This window comes from Photobacterium sp. GJ3 (assembly GCF_018199995.1).
Classification (GTDB): domain Bacteria; phylum Pseudomonadota; class Gammaproteobacteria; order Enterobacterales; family Vibrionaceae; genus Photobacterium.
In genome coordinates this window covers 2,989,446-3,008,598 of the sequence record NZ_CP073578.1, presented here as the reverse complement: position 1 = coordinate 3,008,598, position 19,153 = coordinate 2,989,446, and the positions used below count along the sequence as shown (strand labels likewise).

Genomic DNA, 19,153 nt, shown 5'->3' with positions numbered 1-19,153 from the left:
ACGCATGCAACTCCGATTAAGGAAACGTTTGGGCGATCTGCTGGTTGAAGAAGGGATCGTGAAACAGGAACAACTGGATCGGGCGCTGGATCAGCAGCAAAGCACGGGCCGGAAACTGGGAGACACGCTGATCAGCCTGGGGTTTCTCGGCGAGCAGCAATTGTTGTCTTTCCTGTCCCGGCAGCTCGATATTCCGTTGATCGATTTGAACCGGGTCGCGGTCGACAGCGATGCGGTTGGCATACTGCCGGAAGTGCATGCCCGTCGTTTACGTGCGCTGGTCATCAGCCATAAAGGCGATACCGTTCGGGTTGCGATGAGCGATCCGGCGGATCTGGCGGCACAGGAAGCGCTTCTGAATCAGTTGCACCAGTATCGGGTCGAGCTGGTGATTGCACCGGAACGTCAGTTGGTCGCGGCCTTCGACCGCTATTATCGCCGGACCAAAGAAATTGCCAGCTTTGCAGAGCAGTTGCATGCTGAGCATCAGGCGAACAGCGACTTCAGCTTTAACGTTGAGAATTACGACAACGAAGAAGTCACCGTCGTCAAACTAATCAACTCTTTGTTTGAAGATGCGATTCAGGTGGGCGCATCGGATATTCATATTGAGCCCGATGCCAGTGTGCTGCGGATCCGACAGCGGATCGATGGGGTGCTGCATGAAACCCTGCTCAATGAATCGGCCATTGCTGCTGCGCTGGTGTTGCGCCTGAAGCTGATGAGCGGTCTGGATATTTCTGAAAAGCGTCTGCCACAGGATGGCCGTTTCAACATGACTGTGCGCGGGCACAGCGTGGATGTTCGGGTGTCGACCATGCCGGTCCAGCATGGTGAATCGGTGGTGATGCGTTTACTGGATCAGTCTGCCGGGATCCTGAGTCTGGATGAGATTGGGATGCCTGCCGATATTCTGGCCCGTTTCCGCCGCCAGATGAAACGCCCCCATGGCATGATTCTGGTCACCGGCCCAACAGGGTCGGGGAAGACGACGACATTGTACGGCGCACTGAGCGAGCTGAATAAGCCAGGCAAGAAACTGATCACCGCAGAAGATCCGGTGGAATATCGCTTGCCGAGGGTGAACCAGGTTCAGGTGAATACCAAAATTGGCCTGACGTTTTCGTCCATTCTCCGCACCTTTTTACGTCAGGACCCGGATATCATTCTGGTGGGGGAGATGCGGGATCAGGAAACGGTCGAAATTGGTCTGCGGTCTGCACTGACCGGGCACCTGGTGTTATCAACGCTCCATACTAACGATGCCGTCGACAGTGCGCTGCGGATGATCGATATGGATGCGCCGGGTTATCTGGTGGCCAGTGCTGTGCGTGCGGTTCTCGCGCAGCGTCTGGTACGACGGGTCTGTCAGGACTGTGCAGAATCCGTGATGCCGGATGCAGCGCAGGTCCAATGGCTCAAAGCCCGTTTTCCAGAGCATGCCATCCATTCATTTCAGCACGGCAGAGGCTGCCAGAGTTGTAATTTGACTGGCTATAAAGGCCGGATTGGTGTGTTTGAACTGCTGGAGATGACACCGGCCATGATGGATGCTTTACGTGCAAATGACACCGTCGGTTTTGCCCGGATGGCCCGGGCAACGGAAGGCTATCAGCCGCTGATTGAATCTGCGATGGCACTGGCGACCGAAGGGCGCACCAGTCTGGAAGAAGTCCTGATGCTGAGCGAAGGAGATTATCTGGCTGCCGAGTATGACACCTTGCTGGCGTCCGTGCTGGAGCAGAACTGATGCCGGTTTTTGACTATCGGGGACGCAGCACTCAGGGCCAGCTTGAAAAAGGCCGGCTGGAAGCAGCCACTGAAGAAGCGGCTGCGGATCAACTGATGCGACAAGGCATCATTCCGATCGAGATTCGCCGGGGCACGAAGCAGAGTCAGTTCAGCCTGAGCGGTTTGCTGCAACGGCGTGTGCCGCTGGAAGCACTGGTCATTTTGTGTCGGCAGCTCTACAGTCTGACCAAAGCCGGTGTGCCTTTACTGCGGGCGATGAAAGGGTTGGAGCAAAGTACGACCCACCCGTTGCTGCGTTCAACCTTGGATGCTGTCACGGTTGAGCTGACCAATGGCCGGGCATTGTCCCAGGCGATGAAAATGCATCCCAGAGTGTTTTCGGAGCTCTTTGTGTCCATGATCCATGTGGGTGAAAACACCGGTCGGCTGGAAGATGCCCTGCTGCAACTGGCCCAATATTACGAGCAGGAACTGGAAACGCGGCGGCGGATCAAGTCAGCCATGCGTTATCCCACCTTTGTGCTGACCGCGATTGTGCTGGCTGCCATTGTGCTCAATACCAAGGTGATCCCACAGTTTGCTTCAATGTTTCAACGGTTTGGGGTGGAGCTGCCGCTCCCGACCCGGATCCTGATCGGGACCTCGGATTTTATGATGGATTACTGGCCCTTATTACTGGGAGGCAGTGTGATTGTCTGGGTGGCGCTGAAAGCCTGGCGGCAGACCCCGGAAGGTCATGAAAAATGGGATCGATGGCGGCTGAAAGTTCCTGTGGTCGGCGATATTGTCAATCGGGCGCAACTGTCGCGGTTTTCCCGGACTTTTGCACTGATGATCCGGGCGGGAGTACCTTTGAATCAGGCGATTCAGTTATCTGCGGAAGCATTGGAAAACCGGTTTCTGGAAAACCGGCTGATTGACATGAAAAGCGGAATTGAAGGCGGCAGCAGTATTACGCAAACGGCCAGACAAAGCGGCATTTTTACGCCTTTGGTGCTGCAGATGATTGCTGTCGGGGAAGAAACGGGACAGGTTGATGAATTATTGCATGAGGTCTCAGATTTTTATGATCGGGAAGTCGATTATGATCTGAAAACCTTAACGGCACGTATTGAACCCTTTTTACTCGCGGTGGTGGCCGGCATGGTGCTGATTCTGGCGCTGGGTATATTTTTGCCGATGTGGAACCTGCTGGATTTAGCGCGGGGAGGATTGTAAGAGCAATATATTGCCTTGTGTGTTCTCTGAATTATTTATTAATGATTGTATTGTTAATATATCCTCAGAGAATAATGCGTGGAATCAGGTGGTACTCTTAAAAATATGACGGTTAACCGTTATTTTCACTGGCATTTTTAAATGATGATGCGAGAATGTTATTTATTATTTTGACACCAGCTCGTCATGTTTTTGGCATATTATGACTGAGTGTTCGAACAGGCAAACAGGCCTCACCTTGATTGAGCTGGTGATGGTGATTGTGGTCGTCAGTATTCTGTCTCTCGTTGCGATTCCGCGTTATCTCGAGATTGCGGAAGAAGCGAAGATTGCGGCATTACAGGGCTTGGCCGGGAATTATTCCGCAGCCGTTCTTTCAGCTCGGGCGCAATGGGAGGCGGATGGTAAACCCAGCCAGCAGCAAAAGAATTGGGTCGAGTATGACGGCACGCGTTTCAGCCTGACGTCGGCTGAACAGGGAAGCCGCGCCGGTTATCCTTTTGCGCTGGCGCTTCAGGGATATCGTGCTTTTGAGCAATTAACTGATCAGGATTGTCTGGATTTAATCGACAATCTTTTACAAAGTCCGCCGCCAGCGACGGTGAATGAAACCGAAGCGGCATCCGGGCGGTATCAATATTTCGTCAGAGCTGATGTGGTCAGCGGTCAGCAGCTTTGTCGTTATTACCAACTGGCTTCGGCCAGAGATTTTTGGACCGGTATGAAATCAATAACCGCCGGCCATGTCTTTACTTATACGCCGGCTTTGGGTCGGGTTGATATGAAGTTTATTCAAAATATTTAGGAGTCAGCTATGAAACGTCAAGGTGGTTTTACCCTGATTGAACTGGTGGTGGTGATTGTGATTCTCGGTATTCTTGCCGTGACAGCTGCGCCACGTTTTTTAAACTTGCAGGATGATGCGCGTAATTCTGCACTGCAAGGTCTTCGCGGCGCCATAGTTGGTGCAGCGGGGATTTCATATGGTAAAGCAGCCGTTCGTGGTGAAGAAACCAATGCCGGACCAGTCAATGTTGATGGTGTCCAAACAGTATTCGGTTATCCGCAGGCAACTCAGACGGGTATTGGTGCAGCATTTGAAAATGATGACTGGGATGTAATTACATCTGCTGACACCAGTGATGTTCCAGCAACAGCTCTCAATGCTAATCAGATTATTTACACTTTTGATGGCCGTACGACAGAAGGCTGTTATGTAATTTACACAGAAGCAACTGATGCCAATACGCCAGCGACCGCCGTTGTGGTTGAAGGTGAAGGCTGCGCCGTTGAATAATTTGTTAAATTTTCAAAGGGGCAGGCTCCTGCCCCTTTTCTTTATATCAATTAGGGCGTTTCGGGTGAAAGCATGGCACGCGAGACCAAAACAGGCCAACAGCGCGGTTTTTCGCTGATTGAATTGATTCTGGTGATTATCTTACTGGGCATACTCGGCTTGACTGCCGCGTCCCGATTGTTTGGCCGCAGCAGCTTTGATGCGCACCTTGCCCGCGATCAGGCCATTTCTCTGGCCCGTCAGATTCAGCTTCGTGCAATGAACAATCAAGATGCACAGGGCGTGCTGGATGACTGTCTGGTGCTGACCGTACAACCGGAGCGCTTCGGTCCGGCGGCTTGTGCCGACTCAACGTATTCTGGTCGCGCGCTGACGACAGCGAACGACGGCATGACGATCACCAGTCCGACGCTTAGCGCTGTCCGCTTTGATTTACTGGGCCGTCCTTATCAACTGACCAACACCAATCGCAGAGATTATCTCTGTCGCACAGATGACTGCCAGGTCACTTTTACTTCCCGCAATTCACAATCGGCAAGCCTGTGTCTGAACCGGGAGGGCTATGTGTATGCCTGTCCGTAACCTCAGCCGTTTTCAGCGCGGCTTTACCTTGATAGAAGGCATTCTTGCCATTGTGATCATGGCAATTGCCATGGTGACGCTGGTGAGCTTTTTGTTTCCTCAGGCGGAGCAGTCTGCGGTGCCGCAGTATCAGGCGAGAGCGGCGGCAATCGGCCAGGGGGCGCTGAATGAAATTCTGGCCCGAAAATTTGATGAGCACTCAGATCCATTCAACGACAGTGTGATCCGTTGTGGCGAATCAGGATACACCTGCAGTGAACCGGATGCCCTGGGCCGTGATACCGGCGAGTCGAACGGCACCGAACTGAATGTGGCGGCGGCTGATGATGTTGATGACTTCATCGGATGCTGGGGCAGTGCAGCACAATGCGGTAGCAGCAGTCTGTCCCGGCGTGGTGCTCTGCAGGATCTGGTCATCGTTTCCGCCGCGGAAGTGAGTGATTACCGCCATATCTGGCTGGAAGTGCGGGTGGGTTACGAAAAAGAGGATTTGAGTGGCGCCGCCAGCGGGGTGACTGCGCAGAAACGCATTGAGGTTCTGGTGAAAACGACCCGCTACGGCGACTATGCCTTCATGGCGTTACGGAGCAACTACTGATGCACGTTCAGAAAGGGTTCACGCTGATTGAGCTGATCATGGCGTTGGTGGTGCTGGCGTTTATTTCACTGGGAATTGGCGCTTTTCTTCAACTGGGCGCGCAGGGCTATACCGATACGGTCGATCGGGAAAGACTGCAATCTGAAGCCCGGTTTGTTGTCGAACGTCTGACCCGGGAACTGCGTCATGCGGCCCCCAATAGTGTGCAAGTCAGCAGTGGCTGTCTGTCGTTTTATCCGGTTTCTCTCGCAGCCACGTATTGGCAGGTGCCGGATGTCAGTGACCAGATCAATGTGCTGGTTCAGCCGGATGCTCAGACGGTGGCAAAGTGGAATCAGGGGGTTGACGGACAGCGCGTCGCGGTGGGTTATACGAGTGCCACCGAGTACCAGAACGGCACTGCCCGCGTGATGGAGATAAATAAGTCCCCGACGCAGGCTGAACCCATTGCGACGCTGACCGTGTTGCCAAGGCTGACCGACCGTTCGCCCGGCAGGCGACTTTATTTGTATTCGTCCTCCGTGTCTTTTTGCCAGCAGGGAAATCTGTTGTTGCGTCGTGTGGAGAATGGGCCAGCCGTGACGCTGACCAATAAGCTGAACCATTTTGAAGCGGCCGCCGCCGGCGGCGGATTAAACGATAACGGACTGATTCACTTTGAGATGACCCTGACGGACCCCGTCAGCCAGGAATCGTCCGATTACAGTCAGAGCGTGCAGGTGATCAATGTCTTGTAGCGGTGTCAGAGCATTCCGGCATCAGCGCGGCAGTGCGTTGATCGTCGCGATTTTCGTTATTGTGGTGATGTCGGCCATGGCGGCAGCCATGTTGCGGGTCAGTGGATCGAGTCAGGACATGACCACCCGGGAAGTACTGTCGACCCGGGCCTGGTTCACGGCTCATTCGGCGAATGACTACATGATGTCCCGGTTGTTTGCGGTCGAGTCATCCAATCAGGCCAGTTGTGCTGCGCTGGACGGACAATCGTTCGCACTGCCCGGCGGGTTGGGGTGCAGTGCGGTACAGAGCTGTCAGGAGACGGCATCACCAGAGGCAGGCGCCCCGATCACTTATCTGCTGATCAGCACCGCCAGATGCGGCAGCGGCCCGCACGCCGTGACCCGGATTCAGGAACTTTGGGCAAAGGAATTGGTGAATGAGTAAATTTTGGCGACTGCTTTGTTTTCTTGTTGCATTACAAGGTTTCTGCACTGTCAGTAGTGCTGCAGCTGCCGAATGTAGGTTGAACAGTAATCAGGATTTATACATTGAGTTTAAAATTGATCCAGCCACATTGAATGAATCTGTTTTTGCCGTGCAATCTTCAGGGGGGGGAATAAATTGTCCAAGATGATTTGGACAAATAATAAGTCAAATCTTGATGCCACGATCGTTGAGGAAGAAATGCAGGCGGGGAGGTGTATTTTGTCCGTCTTGTGTATGTAGCGAATAAAAATAATCGTCAGGGAGGTAAGAAAAGTGGTCAGCTTTACTATTACCTCAGGGAAAGCAATTCTGCTCAATGGGTGTTGAGACAAGAGAAGTTTTTGGATTTAAATGACATTAAATCAGCCAGTTTCACCGTCCAAGGCGAGAATGTTTCTCCCGAATGCCACAGTGGGCAACCACCAGTCAATCCGGATGTTTGTGAATTGTTCCCCGGTCCGGTTCAGACCTGGACTGGAAACCGAAATAACCTGTTTACTTCGGATGCAGGCACTCAGATTTCGAATACAGATAACCATTATGTTGGCTTCAGTAATGCCATTATTGATACAGATTACCCGGAAGCCTACTCTCCAACGGATAATGTGAAAGCACTGTGTGATGGGGTGACTTGTGCCCTGAATGGCAGAATGGCACAAAAAAGAACGTTAGTCTGGAGTACAGCAGGTACGACTGAAATTGTGGATAAGGTCGTCACTGGGAATGAGAGTGCTGTACCCGGGACGTATTTCTCATCCTCATATGGAGACCCCTACTTTGGCCTGACGATTGAACCTGCCGGGCATCTGACTTTTTCTGCAGGTGAATATTGGATTCAAAGTGCTGATGTTCGGGGGACGATGACGATCGAAGGTGAGGTTGTCCTCCATATTCTGGAGCGGATAAATGTCGCCGGATTGGTGAATACAACCAGCCCCAGTGATAACCTGACTATTTATGCGTATAACAATGAGAAAGATTGCCCGCGACCGGGTTTTTATCCGGACGGCCCACCAGCCGTTAATCCGGCCTTTTCTGTTGATATCAATTCTTCTGGTTCATTCAACGGCAGAATTTATTCACAGGGTCCGGTGGCACTGTCGAACCAAACGGAATTAATCGGTGCGGTAACTGCCTGTCAGCTCCAGATGAGTAATACTGCCCGCATTGTCGGGAACAGCCGGTGTTTCAACCCACCGGATCAGAATTATCAACTTATTGTGGATCCTTCAGAGTCGATGGGATTACTGTGCGAACGCCAGCCGGTGGAGTTTCAGGTGTTGAATCATGAGGGTTCACTCGCAACCAGCTTTCAGGGCGAGCTGGATGTCACCACCAACCTGACCCAGAGCGGCCAGGCTGAATGGTTTACACAAGCTGAAGAGGGCACCGGCATCGATGCAAGTCAAAGTCAGCGGTTTGCTGTCGAGGATGGCATCACCCGGCTGTGGCTGAAAAGTGAAGTGATCGAAACGATTCAGGTGGGCGGACAACTCGTTGCTGACGGAGATCCAACGGCAGATGGCCAGTACAGTTTCGTGCCTTTTCAGCTCAGGATTCAGGATCAAGCCCTGAAAATGATAGCGGGCAAGCCAGAGGCTACCACTGTGTCTGCCATGAGCTGCTCTACCAGCAACTCGGCGGAGGTTGCCAAAGATTATCGTGGCGATCGGACTATTCGGTTGAGCACGGCCTATACCTTACCAGACAGCGGAACCGAACAGATTGAGTTGCGGGACAAAGCTGGCAACTGGCAGACATCCAATGCAGTGCTGACCTTTTCTGAAGGACAGGCAACCACGCAGCTTCGTTATTCAGATGCCGGGCAAGCACAACTCAAATTGATTGATCCGAACTGCACTCAGGCTGGCGGTTGCAGTATGACGGGGGCAGCACAATCGCTGGACGAGCTTGATTTGGAGGGCTGGACACAATTGGAAGGCACACAAACAGTCTGGTCCCGCCCTTACACTTTTGCCTTGTGTGAGATTCACGCGGCAAGCCGCACGGATCACTCAGGCACAGCATCAGCCGGCCCCGGTTTTGTCGCTGCGGGGGATGCTTTCTCCGTGACCTTCAAGCCAGTGATCTGGACCGATGATTTGGCGGCGTCTGTCCAGGACTTCTCCAAGGATGGCCGTTCCGATATTGAAACAACGCGGGATGCACATCCTGATTGGTGTTCGGTGCAGACGACGCCAAATTATTATTCGGTCACAGGGCTGCCCGCGCCACTCCAAATTTCCATCCCCGGCAGACCTGCCTCGCCTTTGCATGAAGAAGCAGCGAGCGGATTGCTGAGCAGCAGCCAATTAAACACGGATTTTGCATCAGCAGCGCAGGCGCAACAGGGCGTTGTGATTGATGATTTACGCTGGAGTGAAGTCGGCAGCCTGTGGCTGCAGGCCGATGCGGATTATCTGGGCATGACTGTTGATCAGGGCGTTGGCGAGATCGGACGGTTTTATCCGCATCACTTCACGATCACAGACAGTGCGGTCGAGGATGCCTATGGCGTCTTTACTTATATGGATCAGCCATTCTCGTTCAGTGCAAAGGTTGTTGCGCAAAATGCGCAAAATGCACCCACGATGAACTATGGCTTGCTCAGCCATGATTATCAGGAAACCTTAGTGCTTCAGGCGATTGACTCGGAAGCCGCAGGCGTTTCGGCTAATGACTTGAGTGGCAGGCTGTCAGAACAGGAATCTTATCAGAGCTGGACGAAGGCAACGCAAGAGATCGATCAGAACAATCTGAGCTTCCTGCGATTGATCCATCAGGAAACACCTAAAGTGACATTGCCGGATGGGCCGTATCGGGTACAACTGGGACTCACGGTGGCCAGCCGGGACGATTGTGCATTTCGCGGGTGCAGTGATTTCAATGAGAAAAGCATGGCAATCCGGCCTCTGAACGGTGCAACACCGGAACTGGGCGCGCCGCTGACTGGGGATATTCATGCCCGTTACGGCCGGATGCGATTGGAAGACAGTGCGGGCCGGGAAGGTGAATCGATCAATATTCCGGTGATGCTGGAATACTGGGAAGCTGGTCAGTTTGTGGTGAATCAGGAGGACAGTGACTCCCGCTTTGATGGTCAGCAGTACTTCCGTCAGGGGATCACGCATCCGCAGAGCACCGCATTCACAGCCTCCAATGGAGAAAAGACGGTCGTCAGCGGGGACTCCCAATCGGGTGACTTGTATGCGACCGGTACTGCCGTCCGGGAGCAGGTGCGCTTCTGGCAGAAACTGGTCGCAGACAGACCGGTTGCCATTTCCGGCGAATCGGCCATTGAAGATTCATCTGCCGGGACCCATACCGGCGCGGTTTCGCAGCCCTGGTTACTGTACGATTGGCGCGGTCAGGGCGATGAGAATCCGTCCGCCGTCGTGACCTTTGGTCTGTACCGCGGGAATGATCGCATCATTTACCGGGGGAGGAAAATCTCAATCCGTCTGCTGTCCCATAATGAACCCACGCCAGCAGGCGATGATGCCGTTCAATGCGGCGGTCAGATACGCTGAACGTTTCGTCTGCTTTGGATGGAGAACAGGGTTATTCACGCTTCAGCGCTTTGAATCCAGCGCTGATGTTTGATTTGGGGGATGAATTTGACTCAAAGCATTCTGTAAGTCGTCCTATTCGTTACATCTCGTAATCAATCAGCCCGGATCCGGTCAGGATTCCAGTGACGTCATTTACCAGGAAGTTCACGCTTCTTTTCAACGTACTGGATTCAAGTTATGGGCCGGATTCTTGACACATTCGTTGCCGTTGTACTCATCGGATTATCTTACACCGCACAGGCATTAGAGTTTGGACGTTACGACGTGCTCCAGCAGTCCGGTCGTTCAAGCTGCATCAATGTGATTTGCCAAATCAATTTTTCAGAGACTTATTCTCAACCGCCGCTCGTGTTCCTGATGGACACGGTCTCTTTCAGAAATGAGCAGGATCTGCCTTCTTCTCTTCGGATTATTTCTGTCACAAATACCTATGTGCGTTTTTCGCAACAGACTGCTCCCCGGAGTCGTGCACCGGCGACGGGTCAGGAAATACCGATGTTATTAATTGACTTCCTGGTGATTGAAGAGGGCGTACAACGTTTAGGGAATACCGGTGTGCTTGTGGCTGGAACGGTCACCACCGATCGATTCCTGACGCAAGTGAGTTTACCGAATGGGGGAAATCAAAGAAAAGGACTGGAAACGCTTCTTTTCAGGCAATTGGGGTTAACTGAAAATTTCAGTGACATCCCCGGGATTATACATCAGGTTCAGACGGTCCGAAATGGTGAAAATTTCTGGTTAACCTCGGCGGTGGCGAATGTACAGCGAGACCGCTTTTCCATTGCGTTGGAACGTTCAGAAATTGATGGTGGGCGCCCTTTGTCTGAGCGAACGTTTCCACAACAACCCGAAACGATTGCTTTTGTTGCCGCTCTTGGGACAGGAAATATTGATGGAGTTAATTTTGAACTGGGCAGTCAGCAAACGCTCAATACAATCAATCAACCCTCTCCCGTTTCTGCCGGTTGCGAAACCTTTGCCTCTTACGGACCTTTTGATTCGATTCCTATCCTGCTGGCCAATAAAAATTCAAGAGTCGGGAATAATGGCGGGTGGGTCAGACGATGTCGTATCGAACCGGGTCGGGCGAGTTTTATGGTCGATGAAGATATGGATTTCGATGCCGAACGCGGGCATCTGCCGGAACGGGTTGGATTCATTATTTTTGAAAGGCCCTTTGAGATTGAACAATGCCGTTTTTTTAATGGCCCTGTTCAGACCTGGGATCCGACTGGCACCGCACAATTTCTTGATAACGCACAGGTCATTGGTGTTCCGGTGACTTATCAGATTGGGTTTGCGAACGTTACAAATGAAAATTCGAACAGCTGCGCTGTGGCCGAAAATGGCCTGTCGTCAGCCTGTGTTGCGGATCCGTCACGATTGGTTGATAAACCTGAATTTATGAGTTTTCCGACCCGAGGTCCCCGAATCGATTTAGTCGGTGACTCTGTCACGATTCCGCCGGGTGTTTATGAGCAGCTGATCATCGACCAGGATGTGCATGTTTCATTTTCGGGGGGAATTACACGATTGGGGACATCACGGTCCATGGCCAACTGAGTATTCAGGGGAAGACGACGTTGAACGTGAAGACCTTGAATGTCACCAGAACAGGGCGATTGAATCATACAGGCCCCGCTGACGATTTAGTGATGATTGCGCATACATCGCAAGCCGATATTCAGTTATCCGGCAGTTCAGAATTGCGTGCATTTATCTTCAGTGAAAACCGATTGTTGATGTCAGGCTCAGCCGCGATTCGGGGGGCTGTCGTTGTGAAAGATCTGATCATGCGTGATCGGGCCGTCATCGTCGGGGATACGAGGAGTTGTTCAGGTCAGGATGAGTATGAACTGACGATCTCTCCAGGAATTGGATACGGACTCACCTGCGAATCGATTCCGGTTCAGTTTACGGTGCTCAAAAACGGTGTGAGGGATACAGGGTTCGTTGGCAATATTTCCATTCTATCCTCCCCATCCGGTTTGAATGACGATGTGTGTTTTTCGGCCACCTCCAATGGACCCTGTCAATCCAATCTGGATTTTGTCCCGATTTCAGGAGGCAATATGACTTTATATTTGCAAAGCCTTCTGGTTGGGGATGTTCAGGTTGCAGCATCGGTTCGTGCCCCTTCAAATCAGCTGTTGGTTACCGAGAGTGGCCCATATCGTTTTGCCCCCTTTGGTTTCAGAATTCATCGTGACCGGGCCATTCAGATGATTGCGGGCCGGGAGGAAGAGGTGGTGATTGAGGCGGTCGCTTCTCAGGGTGCGCAGTGCGATGTCATTGAAGACTACGGCGGTGAGACAGGAGAAGAGATGCTGATACGGTTCTCTGCGCTGGACTATGTTCGCCCGGATACAGGCACGCAGCCGGTGTTTGTGAATCAAACACCTTTCAATGCCTCTGTCCAATCGATACTCCCGATTCGGTTTACAAACGGCAGTGCCCGTGTTTCGGTCCGGTACCCCGATGCAGGTGAGGTGTCATTCGGTATTTCCGATAGGAATTGGCGTCCGGAATTTTGTGATGCCAATGATACAAACTGTGTGAATTTTCGGGAGGACTGGCCCGGGCTGGTGGGGACTGCTGTCATCTCATCCCGCCCTTACACTTTTGCCATGTGTGATATTCACTCGGCAAGCAGTACGGATCACACCGGGACGGCATCCACCGGACCTGGCTTTGTCGCTGCAGGGGAATCTTTCTCTGTGACCTTCAAGCCTGTGATCTGGACCGACGAATTGGCGGCTCCTCTGCAGGATTCATCAAAAGATGGTCGCCCCGATATCGAAGCAACCAGGCATGCGGACCCACGTTGGTGTACTGTGCCGACCACGCCGAATTACTATTCGGTCACAGGCTTGCCCGCACCCATTCGATTGTCGATTCCAGCAGAACCTGCCTCGCCAGTCGGTGATGGGGGCGTCGGTGGCGCATTGAACGGCAGCCTGAATTCTGAATTTCAGGCCGCGATTCAGGCACGACAGGGACTTCAAATCAACAACTTAAGCTGGAGTGAAGTTGGTAGCCTGTGGTTGCAGGCCGATGCGGATTATCTGGGCATGGCGATAGTACAGGGGGTTGGTGAAATCGGGCGCTTTTATCCGCATCATTTTGCCATCACTGCCAGTACCGTTGTGGATGCTTATGACGATTTTACTTATATGGACCAGCCATTTCTCTGGCGTGCGACAGTCGAAGCACAAAATACCCGGAATGCACCGACACGCAATTATGGGTTGTTCGACAGGCGTTTTCAGGAATCTCTGGTCCTTCAGGCGATTGACGCTGCCGCCAGCGGGGGTGCAGCGAATGCACTGACGAATCGCTTGTCAGAGCAGGTGCATGAGCAACCCTGGCGGCAGGCAACGCAGCAGATCGGTCAGAACAGCCTTCGCTTTTTGCGTCTGCTTCGTCAGGCGATCCCCAAAGCGACTTCACCCGATGGGCCGTATCGGGTGCAATTAGGATTGACGGTCGATGGTCGGGCCGACTGTGCAACTCGCGGGTGCAGTGATTTCAACTCAAAAACGATGGCGATCCGGCATCAGAATGGTGCGACACCGGAGCTGGCCGCGCCATTGAGTGGGAATATTCATGCCCGCTATGGCCGGATGCGACTGGAAGATAGTGTGGGCCGGGAAGGTGCGCTGATCAATATTCCTGTGATTCTGGAATACTGGCAGGATGGTCAGTTTGTGGTGAATGGGGATGACAGTGATTCCCGCTTTGAGGGGCAGCATTATTTCCGGCAAGGGATCACCCATGCCGAGAGTACCGCATTCACGGCCTCCGACGGCGTGAAAATGGTTGTAAGTGGGGACTCACAACCCGGTGATTTATATGCGACCGGAGCTGCTGTCCGGGAGCAGGTCCGCTTCTGGCAGAAGCTGGTCGCAGAGACACCGGCTGCCATTGCGGGCGAAAATGCAATCAAAGATTCATCTGCCGGGACCCAGGTCGGGGCTGTTTCGCAGCCTTGGCTACTGTACGATTGGCGCGGCCAGGGCGATGAAAACCCGTCCGCCGTGGTGACCTTTGGATTGTATCGCGGAAATGATCGCATCATTTACCGTGGGGAAAGAAATATCAATCAGGCCCTGAGTGAATAAGGTCTGTTGGCCCCGAAAGGCCAGCAGATTCGATCAAGGAGAGTGTGGACTTACATCGCCGCGGCATCCAGTCATTTGCTGCAAAAGCAGGCATTGAAGGTTCTCAACTCCCAAAAATGAGGATCTGTGGCAGGTTTGACAAAGCTTATCTTGTCTCGCTACCGACCCCTTGATACATTTAGGCGCAATTTTTACGAATTTTGAGCTTGCAGGATTAGCCGAAAACTATGTTTAAAAAACTTCGTGGCATGTTTTCCAATGACCTGTCCATTGACCTGGGTACTGCCAATACCCTGATTTACGTCAAAGGGCAGGGAATCGTACTTGATGAACCATCTGTGGTCGCCATTCGCCAGGATCGTGCTGGCGCAACCAAAAGTGTCGCGGCCGTTGGCCACGAAGCAAAACAAATGTTAGGGCGTACGCCAGGCAATATTGCTGCGATTCGCCCAATGAAAGACGGCGTGATCGCCGACTTTTACGTCACCGAAAAGATGCTTCAGCACTTTATCAAGCAAGTTCACGACAATAGCGTGCTGCGTCCGAGTCCGCGTGTTCTGGTTGCGGTGCCTTGCGGTTCCACCCAGGTTGAGCGTCGTGCGATCCGTGAATCGGCTCAGGGTGCCGGTGCCCGTGAAGTTTACCTGATTGACGAGCCAATGGCGGCTGCAATCGGTGCGGGTCTGCCTGTCTCTGAAGCGACGGGTTCCATGGTGATCGATATCGGTGGTGGTACTACGGAAGTTGCGGTGATCTCCCTGAATGGCGTTGTGTATTCTTCTTCTGTCCGCATTGGTGGTGACCGCTTTGATGAAGCGATTATCAATTATGTTCGCCGGAATTACGGTAGCCTGATTGGTGAAGCCACAGCAGAACGCATCAAACATGAAATCGGCTCTGCCTATCCGGGTGATGAAGTCCGTGAAATTGAAGTGCGCGGTCGTAATCTGGCTGAAGGTGTGCCACGCAGCTTCACCCTGAATTCAAATGAAATTCTGGAAGCCCTGCAGGAGCCTCTGACCGGCATCGTTTCTGCGGTGATGGTTGCACTGGAGCAGTGTCCGCCAGAACTGGCGTCGGATATCTCCGAGCGCGGGATGGTTCTGACCGGCGGTGGTGCACTGCTGCGTGATCTGGACCGTCTGCTGACGGAAGAAACCGGAATTCCTGTTGTGGTTGCTGAAGATCCGCTCACCTGTGTAGCGCGCGGGGCGGTAAAGCGCTGGAAATGATCGACATGCACGGTGGCGACCTATTCAGCGAAGACTAATGTCTACCCCGGCAGAAATTCAAACAGGTCATAGTGTTACATGAAACCTATCTTTGGCAGAGGCCCCTCTCTGCAACTGCGCCTGTTTCTTGCCATGTTACTGTCGGTCGGCTTAATGCTGGCCGACAGCCGTCTTGACGCTTTCGCACAGGTCCGTTACGTCCTGAACTCTGCTGTTGCCCCGTTGCAATATGCGGCGAACCTTCCCCGTGAAATTCTGGATGGTCTTTCCAGCCAGTTCAGTTCTCATCAGCGGTTATTGGCGGAAAACAAAGCGCTTAAGCGTGATTTACTGGTAAAGCAGAGCGATGTGCTGTTGCTTGAACAACTGCAACAGGAAAACCAGCGACTGCGAGAGCTGCTGGGCTCACCTTTTGTGCGTGATGAACGCAAAATGGTGGCAGAAGTCATGGCAGTCGACTCCGATCCTTACAGTCATCAGGTGATGATTGATAAAGGTCATGTTGACGGCGTGTATGAAGGCCAGCCGGTGATCAACGACAAAGGGATCGTCGGTCAGGTTTCTTACGTCGGCGCTCATAACAGTCGTGTTTTGCTGCTGATTGACCCGACCCATGCCTTGCCGGTTCAGGTGGTGCGGAATGATATCCGGGTCATTGCGTCCGGCAGTGGTGAACAGGATATCATTCAACTGGAACATGTTCCGAGCAGCACCGATATCAAAGTGGGTGACTTGCTGGTGACTTCCGGTTTGGGTGGCCGTTATCCGGAAGGTTATCCGGTTGCACGGGTGACAGAGTTCTCGTTCGATAACAAGCGACCTTTTGCACAAATCAAAGCCATGCCGACAGTGCAGTTTGACCGCTTACGCTATCTGCTGCTGGTCTGGCCGACCGACAGAGAAAGGCTGGTCGTCAATAAAGGAGAATCGGTCGATGGTTGATACGCGGGCCAATGGCATTCTGCTGATTTGGCTGTCATTTGTCGTGGCGCTGATCCTGCAAGCAGCGCCATGGCCGGGACAGTTTGAAATGTTCCGGCCGTCCTGGGTCATGCTGGTCGCCTTTTACTGGGTGCTGGCATTGCCGCACCGGGTGAATGTCGGCACTGCACTGATCCTGGGACTCATCTGGGATCTGTTGCTGGGTTCAACGCTGGGCATCCGGGGCCTGATGATGTCAGTCCTGTGCTACATTGTGGCCTTGAACTTTCAGGTCATGCGAAACCTCTCGTTGTGGCAACAGGCGATGATTGTTGCTCTGTTGTCGCTCGCTGGTAAGCTGGTGGAATTCTGGGCTGAGTTTCTGGTGGTCGAAATTGAGTTCGATCCGAACCGGCTTTGGGCGGTGTTGCTGAACTTCGTTCTCTGGCCGTGGCTGTTTCTGTTCTTACGCCGTATTCGCCGTAAGTTCTCAATTCGTTAGGGGGGCTGTGGCCCCCTTTTTTATTCGGGTGCTGTGAAAGGTGTGTTCCAACACAATGCAGCGCTTCAAGGTTGAACAAGATGACACAAGTGTTCCTGGCTTCCGGCTCACCGCGCCGGAAAGAATTGCTGACCCAGCTCGGCTACGCCTTCGAAATCCTGACCCTGGATGTTGCAGAGCAGCATCAACCGGATGAAACCCCGGCTGACTATGTGCAGCGCTTATCCCGCGATAAAGCCATGGCCGGTGTCTGTGTTACGAACGGGACAACGCCAGTGGTTGGTTCAGATACTATCGTTGTTATAGATGGCCAGATTCTTGAAAAGCCGAGGGATTTTGCGCACAGCCGTGAGATGCTCATGCTATTATCCGGACGAAGCCATCAGGTAATGACTGCGGTGACAGTGGCAACACAAGCTCGTCAGGCGACCACACTGGTCGTCACGGATGTGTGGTTCCGCGCGCTGACTGAACAGGATATTCAGGACTACTGGCAAAGTGGTGAGCCTCAGGACAAAGCCGGCAGTTATGCCATTCAGGGGATTGGCGGGAAATTTATTGCCCGTATTGAAGGCAGTTACCATGCAGTTGTGGGTCTACCACTGCTGGAAACTGATGCGCTGATCCGAGAGTTTATGACCCATTAAAACGACAGAGGCATCCATGAGTACCGAACTGCTAATCAATGTGACACCCAGTGAAACCCGCGTCGCGATGATCGAGGGGGGCAACCTCCAGGAAATCCATATTGAGCGCGAATCCAAGCGTGGCATTGTGGGGAATATCTACAAAGGAAAAGTCAGCCGTGTCCTGCCTGGGATGCAGGCTGCTTTTGTCGATATTGGTCTGGATAAAGCAGCGTTTCTGCATGCCTCTGATATCGTGCCGCATACTGAATGTGTGGCAGAAAATGAAAAACAGCAGTTTCAGGTCCGGGATATTTCGGAACTGGTCCGTCAGGGGCAGGATCTGGTGGTTCAGGTGGTGAAAGATCCGCTGGGCACCAAAGGGGCCCGACTGACCACAGATGTCACCCTGCCGTCACGGTATCTGGTCTTTATGCCGGGTGCCAGTCATGTGGGGGTTTCGCAACGGATTGAAAGTGAAACTGAGCGGGAACGGCTGAAAAAGCTGGTATTGCCGCATTGCGATGAGCTGGGCGGTTTTATTATCCGTACCGCAGCCGAGGGTGCCTCTGAGGAAGAAATGTCTCAGGATGCAGCATTTCTCAAGCATCTGTGGCGAAAAGTACTGGAACGTCGGAAAAAATACAAAAGTAAATCCATGCTTTATGGTGAGCTGGGACTGGCGCAACGTATTCTGCGGGATTTTGTCGGCACGGAGCTGGATTCCATCTATGTGGATTCCCGTCTGGCGTTTGACAGCCTGGTTGAATTCACCGATGAATTTGTCCCCGAACTGAGCCGCAAACTGGTGCATTACAGTGGTGAGCAGCCCATCTTCGACTTGTACGATACCGAAAATGAAATTCAGCGTGCCTTGGATCGCAAAGTCGAACTGAAATCGGGGGGGTATCTGATTATTGATCAGACGGAAGCCATGACCACGATCGATATTAATACCGGTGCCTTTGTTGGTCGCCGTAATCTCGAAGAAACGATCTTCAACACCAATATCGAAGCAACTAAAGCCATTGCCCGGCAGCTGCGTCTGCGCAATCTGGGGGGCATCATCATTATTGATTTCATCGATATGGCTTCTGAAGAACACCGCCGCCGCGTGCTGACGGCACTGGAGCAGGCCTTATCCTATGATCGCGTGAAGACCAATATCAACGGCTTTACGCAGCTCGGGCTGGTGGAAATGACCCGTAAACGCACCCGCGAAAGTATTGAACATGTGCTGTGCGGCACTTGTCCAACCTGTGAAGGGCGCGGAACGGTGAAAACCGTCGACAGTGTCTGTTATGAAATTCTGCGTGAAATTACCCGTGTGAACCGGGCATATGATGCGGACCGTTTTGCCGTGTATGTGTCTCCGGCGGTGGCGGAAACGCTCGCTGGCGAAGAATATCATGCCATGGCAGAGCTGGAAGTTTTCATCGGCAAGCAGGTCGAAGTGAAAATTGAACCTTTGTATAACCAAGAACAGTTTGACGTCGTGATGATGTAAACCCCGAGGCGAGTGT

General features: G+C 52.7%; 16 protein-coding genes and 1 pseudogene. All 17 read left to right on the top strand.

The features are described 5' to 3' along the window. The first annotated feature begins 4 nt into the window (after nt 1–4). The 17 genes and pseudogenes from KDD30_RS13915 to rng all read left to right on the top strand — a co-directional run bounded on the left by KDD30_RS13915 (nt 5) and on the right by rng (nt 19,137). A complete protein-coding gene (locus KDD30_RS13915) occupies nt 5–1,750 on the top strand; it encodes a GspE/PulE family protein (protein ID WP_211646377.1) in 1,746 nt (581 codons plus the stop codon). Further along, entirely contained in the window at nt 1,750–2,970 is a 1,221-nt protein-coding gene (locus KDD30_RS13910; RefSeq protein WP_211646376.1) for a type II secretion system F family protein, read from the top strand. The genes KDD30_RS13915 and KDD30_RS13910 overlap by 1 nt, the downstream gene beginning before the upstream one ends. Before the next feature lie 202 nt (nt 2,971–3,172). Continuing rightward, the gene (locus KDD30_RS13905) at nt 3,173–3,775 is read left to right on the top strand and encodes a Tfp pilus assembly protein FimT/FimU (RefSeq protein WP_211646375.1); all 603 of its coding nucleotides are present in this window, start codon (nt 3,173–3,175) and stop codon (nt 3,773–3,775) included. A gap of 9 nt (nt 3,776–3,784) precedes the next feature. Continuing rightward, a complete protein-coding gene (locus KDD30_RS13900; RefSeq protein WP_211646374.1) occupies nt 3,785–4,267 on the top strand; it encodes a prepilin-type N-terminal cleavage/methylation domain-containing protein in 483 nt (160 codons plus the stop codon). A gap of 72 nt (nt 4,268–4,339) precedes the next feature. Beyond that, a complete protein-coding gene (locus KDD30_RS13895; RefSeq protein WP_211646373.1) occupies nt 4,340–4,849 on the top strand; it encodes a prepilin-type N-terminal cleavage/methylation domain-containing protein in 510 nt (169 codons plus the stop codon). After that, entirely contained in the window at nt 4,836–5,447 is a 612-nt protein-coding gene (locus KDD30_RS13890; protein ID WP_211646372.1) for a prepilin-type N-terminal cleavage/methylation domain-containing protein, read from the top strand. The genes KDD30_RS13895 and KDD30_RS13890 overlap by 14 nt, the downstream gene beginning before the upstream one ends. Further along, on the top strand, nt 5,447–6,184 hold the full coding sequence (locus KDD30_RS13885; RefSeq protein ID WP_211646371.1) for a PilW family protein: 738 nt from the start codon (nt 5,447–5,449) through the stop codon (nt 6,182–6,184). The genes KDD30_RS13890 and KDD30_RS13885 overlap by 1 nt, the downstream gene beginning before the upstream one ends. Beyond that, nucleotides 6,174–6,611 carry a hypothetical protein gene (locus KDD30_RS13880; protein WP_211646370.1) on the top strand — a complete coding sequence of 146 codons (438 nt, stop codon included), beginning with the start codon at nt 6,174–6,176 and terminating at the stop codon, nt 6,609–6,611. The genes KDD30_RS13885 and KDD30_RS13880 overlap by 11 nt, the downstream gene beginning before the upstream one ends. Then, nucleotides 6,604–6,801: a hypothetical protein gene (locus KDD30_RS13875; protein WP_211646369.1), complete on the top strand. Its 198-nt coding sequence runs from the start codon at nt 6,604–6,606 to the stop codon at nt 6,799–6,801. The genes KDD30_RS13880 and KDD30_RS13875 overlap by 8 nt, the downstream gene beginning before the upstream one ends. A gap of 193 nt (nt 6,802–6,994) precedes the next feature. After that, on the top strand, nt 6,995–10,183 hold the full coding sequence (locus KDD30_RS13870; RefSeq protein WP_211646368.1) for a DUF6701 domain-containing protein: 3,189 nt from the start codon (nt 6,995–6,997) through the stop codon (nt 10,181–10,183). Between the two features lie 219 nt (nt 10,184–10,402). Further along, entirely contained in the window at nt 10,403–11,791 is a 1,389-nt protein-coding gene (locus KDD30_RS13865) for a hypothetical protein (RefSeq protein WP_211646367.1), read from the top strand. Nucleotides 11,792–11,883: 92 nt separating this feature from the next. Further along, on the top strand, nt 11,884–14,349 hold the full coding sequence (locus KDD30_RS13860) for a DUF6701 domain-containing protein (RefSeq protein WP_211646366.1): 2,466 nt from the start codon (nt 11,884–11,886) through the stop codon (nt 14,347–14,349). A 227-nt stretch (nt 14,350–14,576) separates the two neighbouring features. After that, nucleotides 14,577–15,619, top strand: a pseudogene (locus KDD30_RS13855) (rod shape-determining protein). 40 nt (nt 15,620–15,659) lie between these two features. After that, the gene (gene mreC, locus KDD30_RS13850) at nt 15,660–16,523 is read left to right on the top strand and encodes a rod shape-determining protein MreC (protein WP_211646365.1); all 864 of its coding nucleotides are present in this window, start codon (nt 15,660–15,662) and stop codon (nt 16,521–16,523) included. After that, nucleotides 16,516–17,004 carry a rod shape-determining protein MreD gene (gene mreD / locus KDD30_RS13845; protein WP_211646364.1) on the top strand — a complete coding sequence of 163 codons (489 nt, stop codon included), beginning with the start codon at nt 16,516–16,518 and terminating at the stop codon, nt 17,002–17,004. The genes mreC and mreD overlap by 8 nt, the downstream gene beginning before the upstream one ends. An 80-nt stretch (nt 17,005–17,084) precedes the next feature. Continuing rightward, on the top strand, nt 17,085–17,651 hold the full coding sequence (locus tag KDD30_RS13840; RefSeq protein WP_211646363.1) for a nucleoside triphosphate pyrophosphatase: 567 nt from the start codon (nt 17,085–17,087) through the stop codon (nt 17,649–17,651). A 16-nt stretch (nt 17,652–17,667) separates the two neighbouring features. Beyond that, nucleotides 17,668–19,137: a ribonuclease G gene (gene rng / locus KDD30_RS13835; protein WP_211646362.1), complete on the top strand. Its 1,470-nt coding sequence runs from the start codon at nt 17,668–17,670 to the stop codon at nt 19,135–19,137. Nucleotides 19,138–19,153 lie beyond the last annotated feature (16 nt).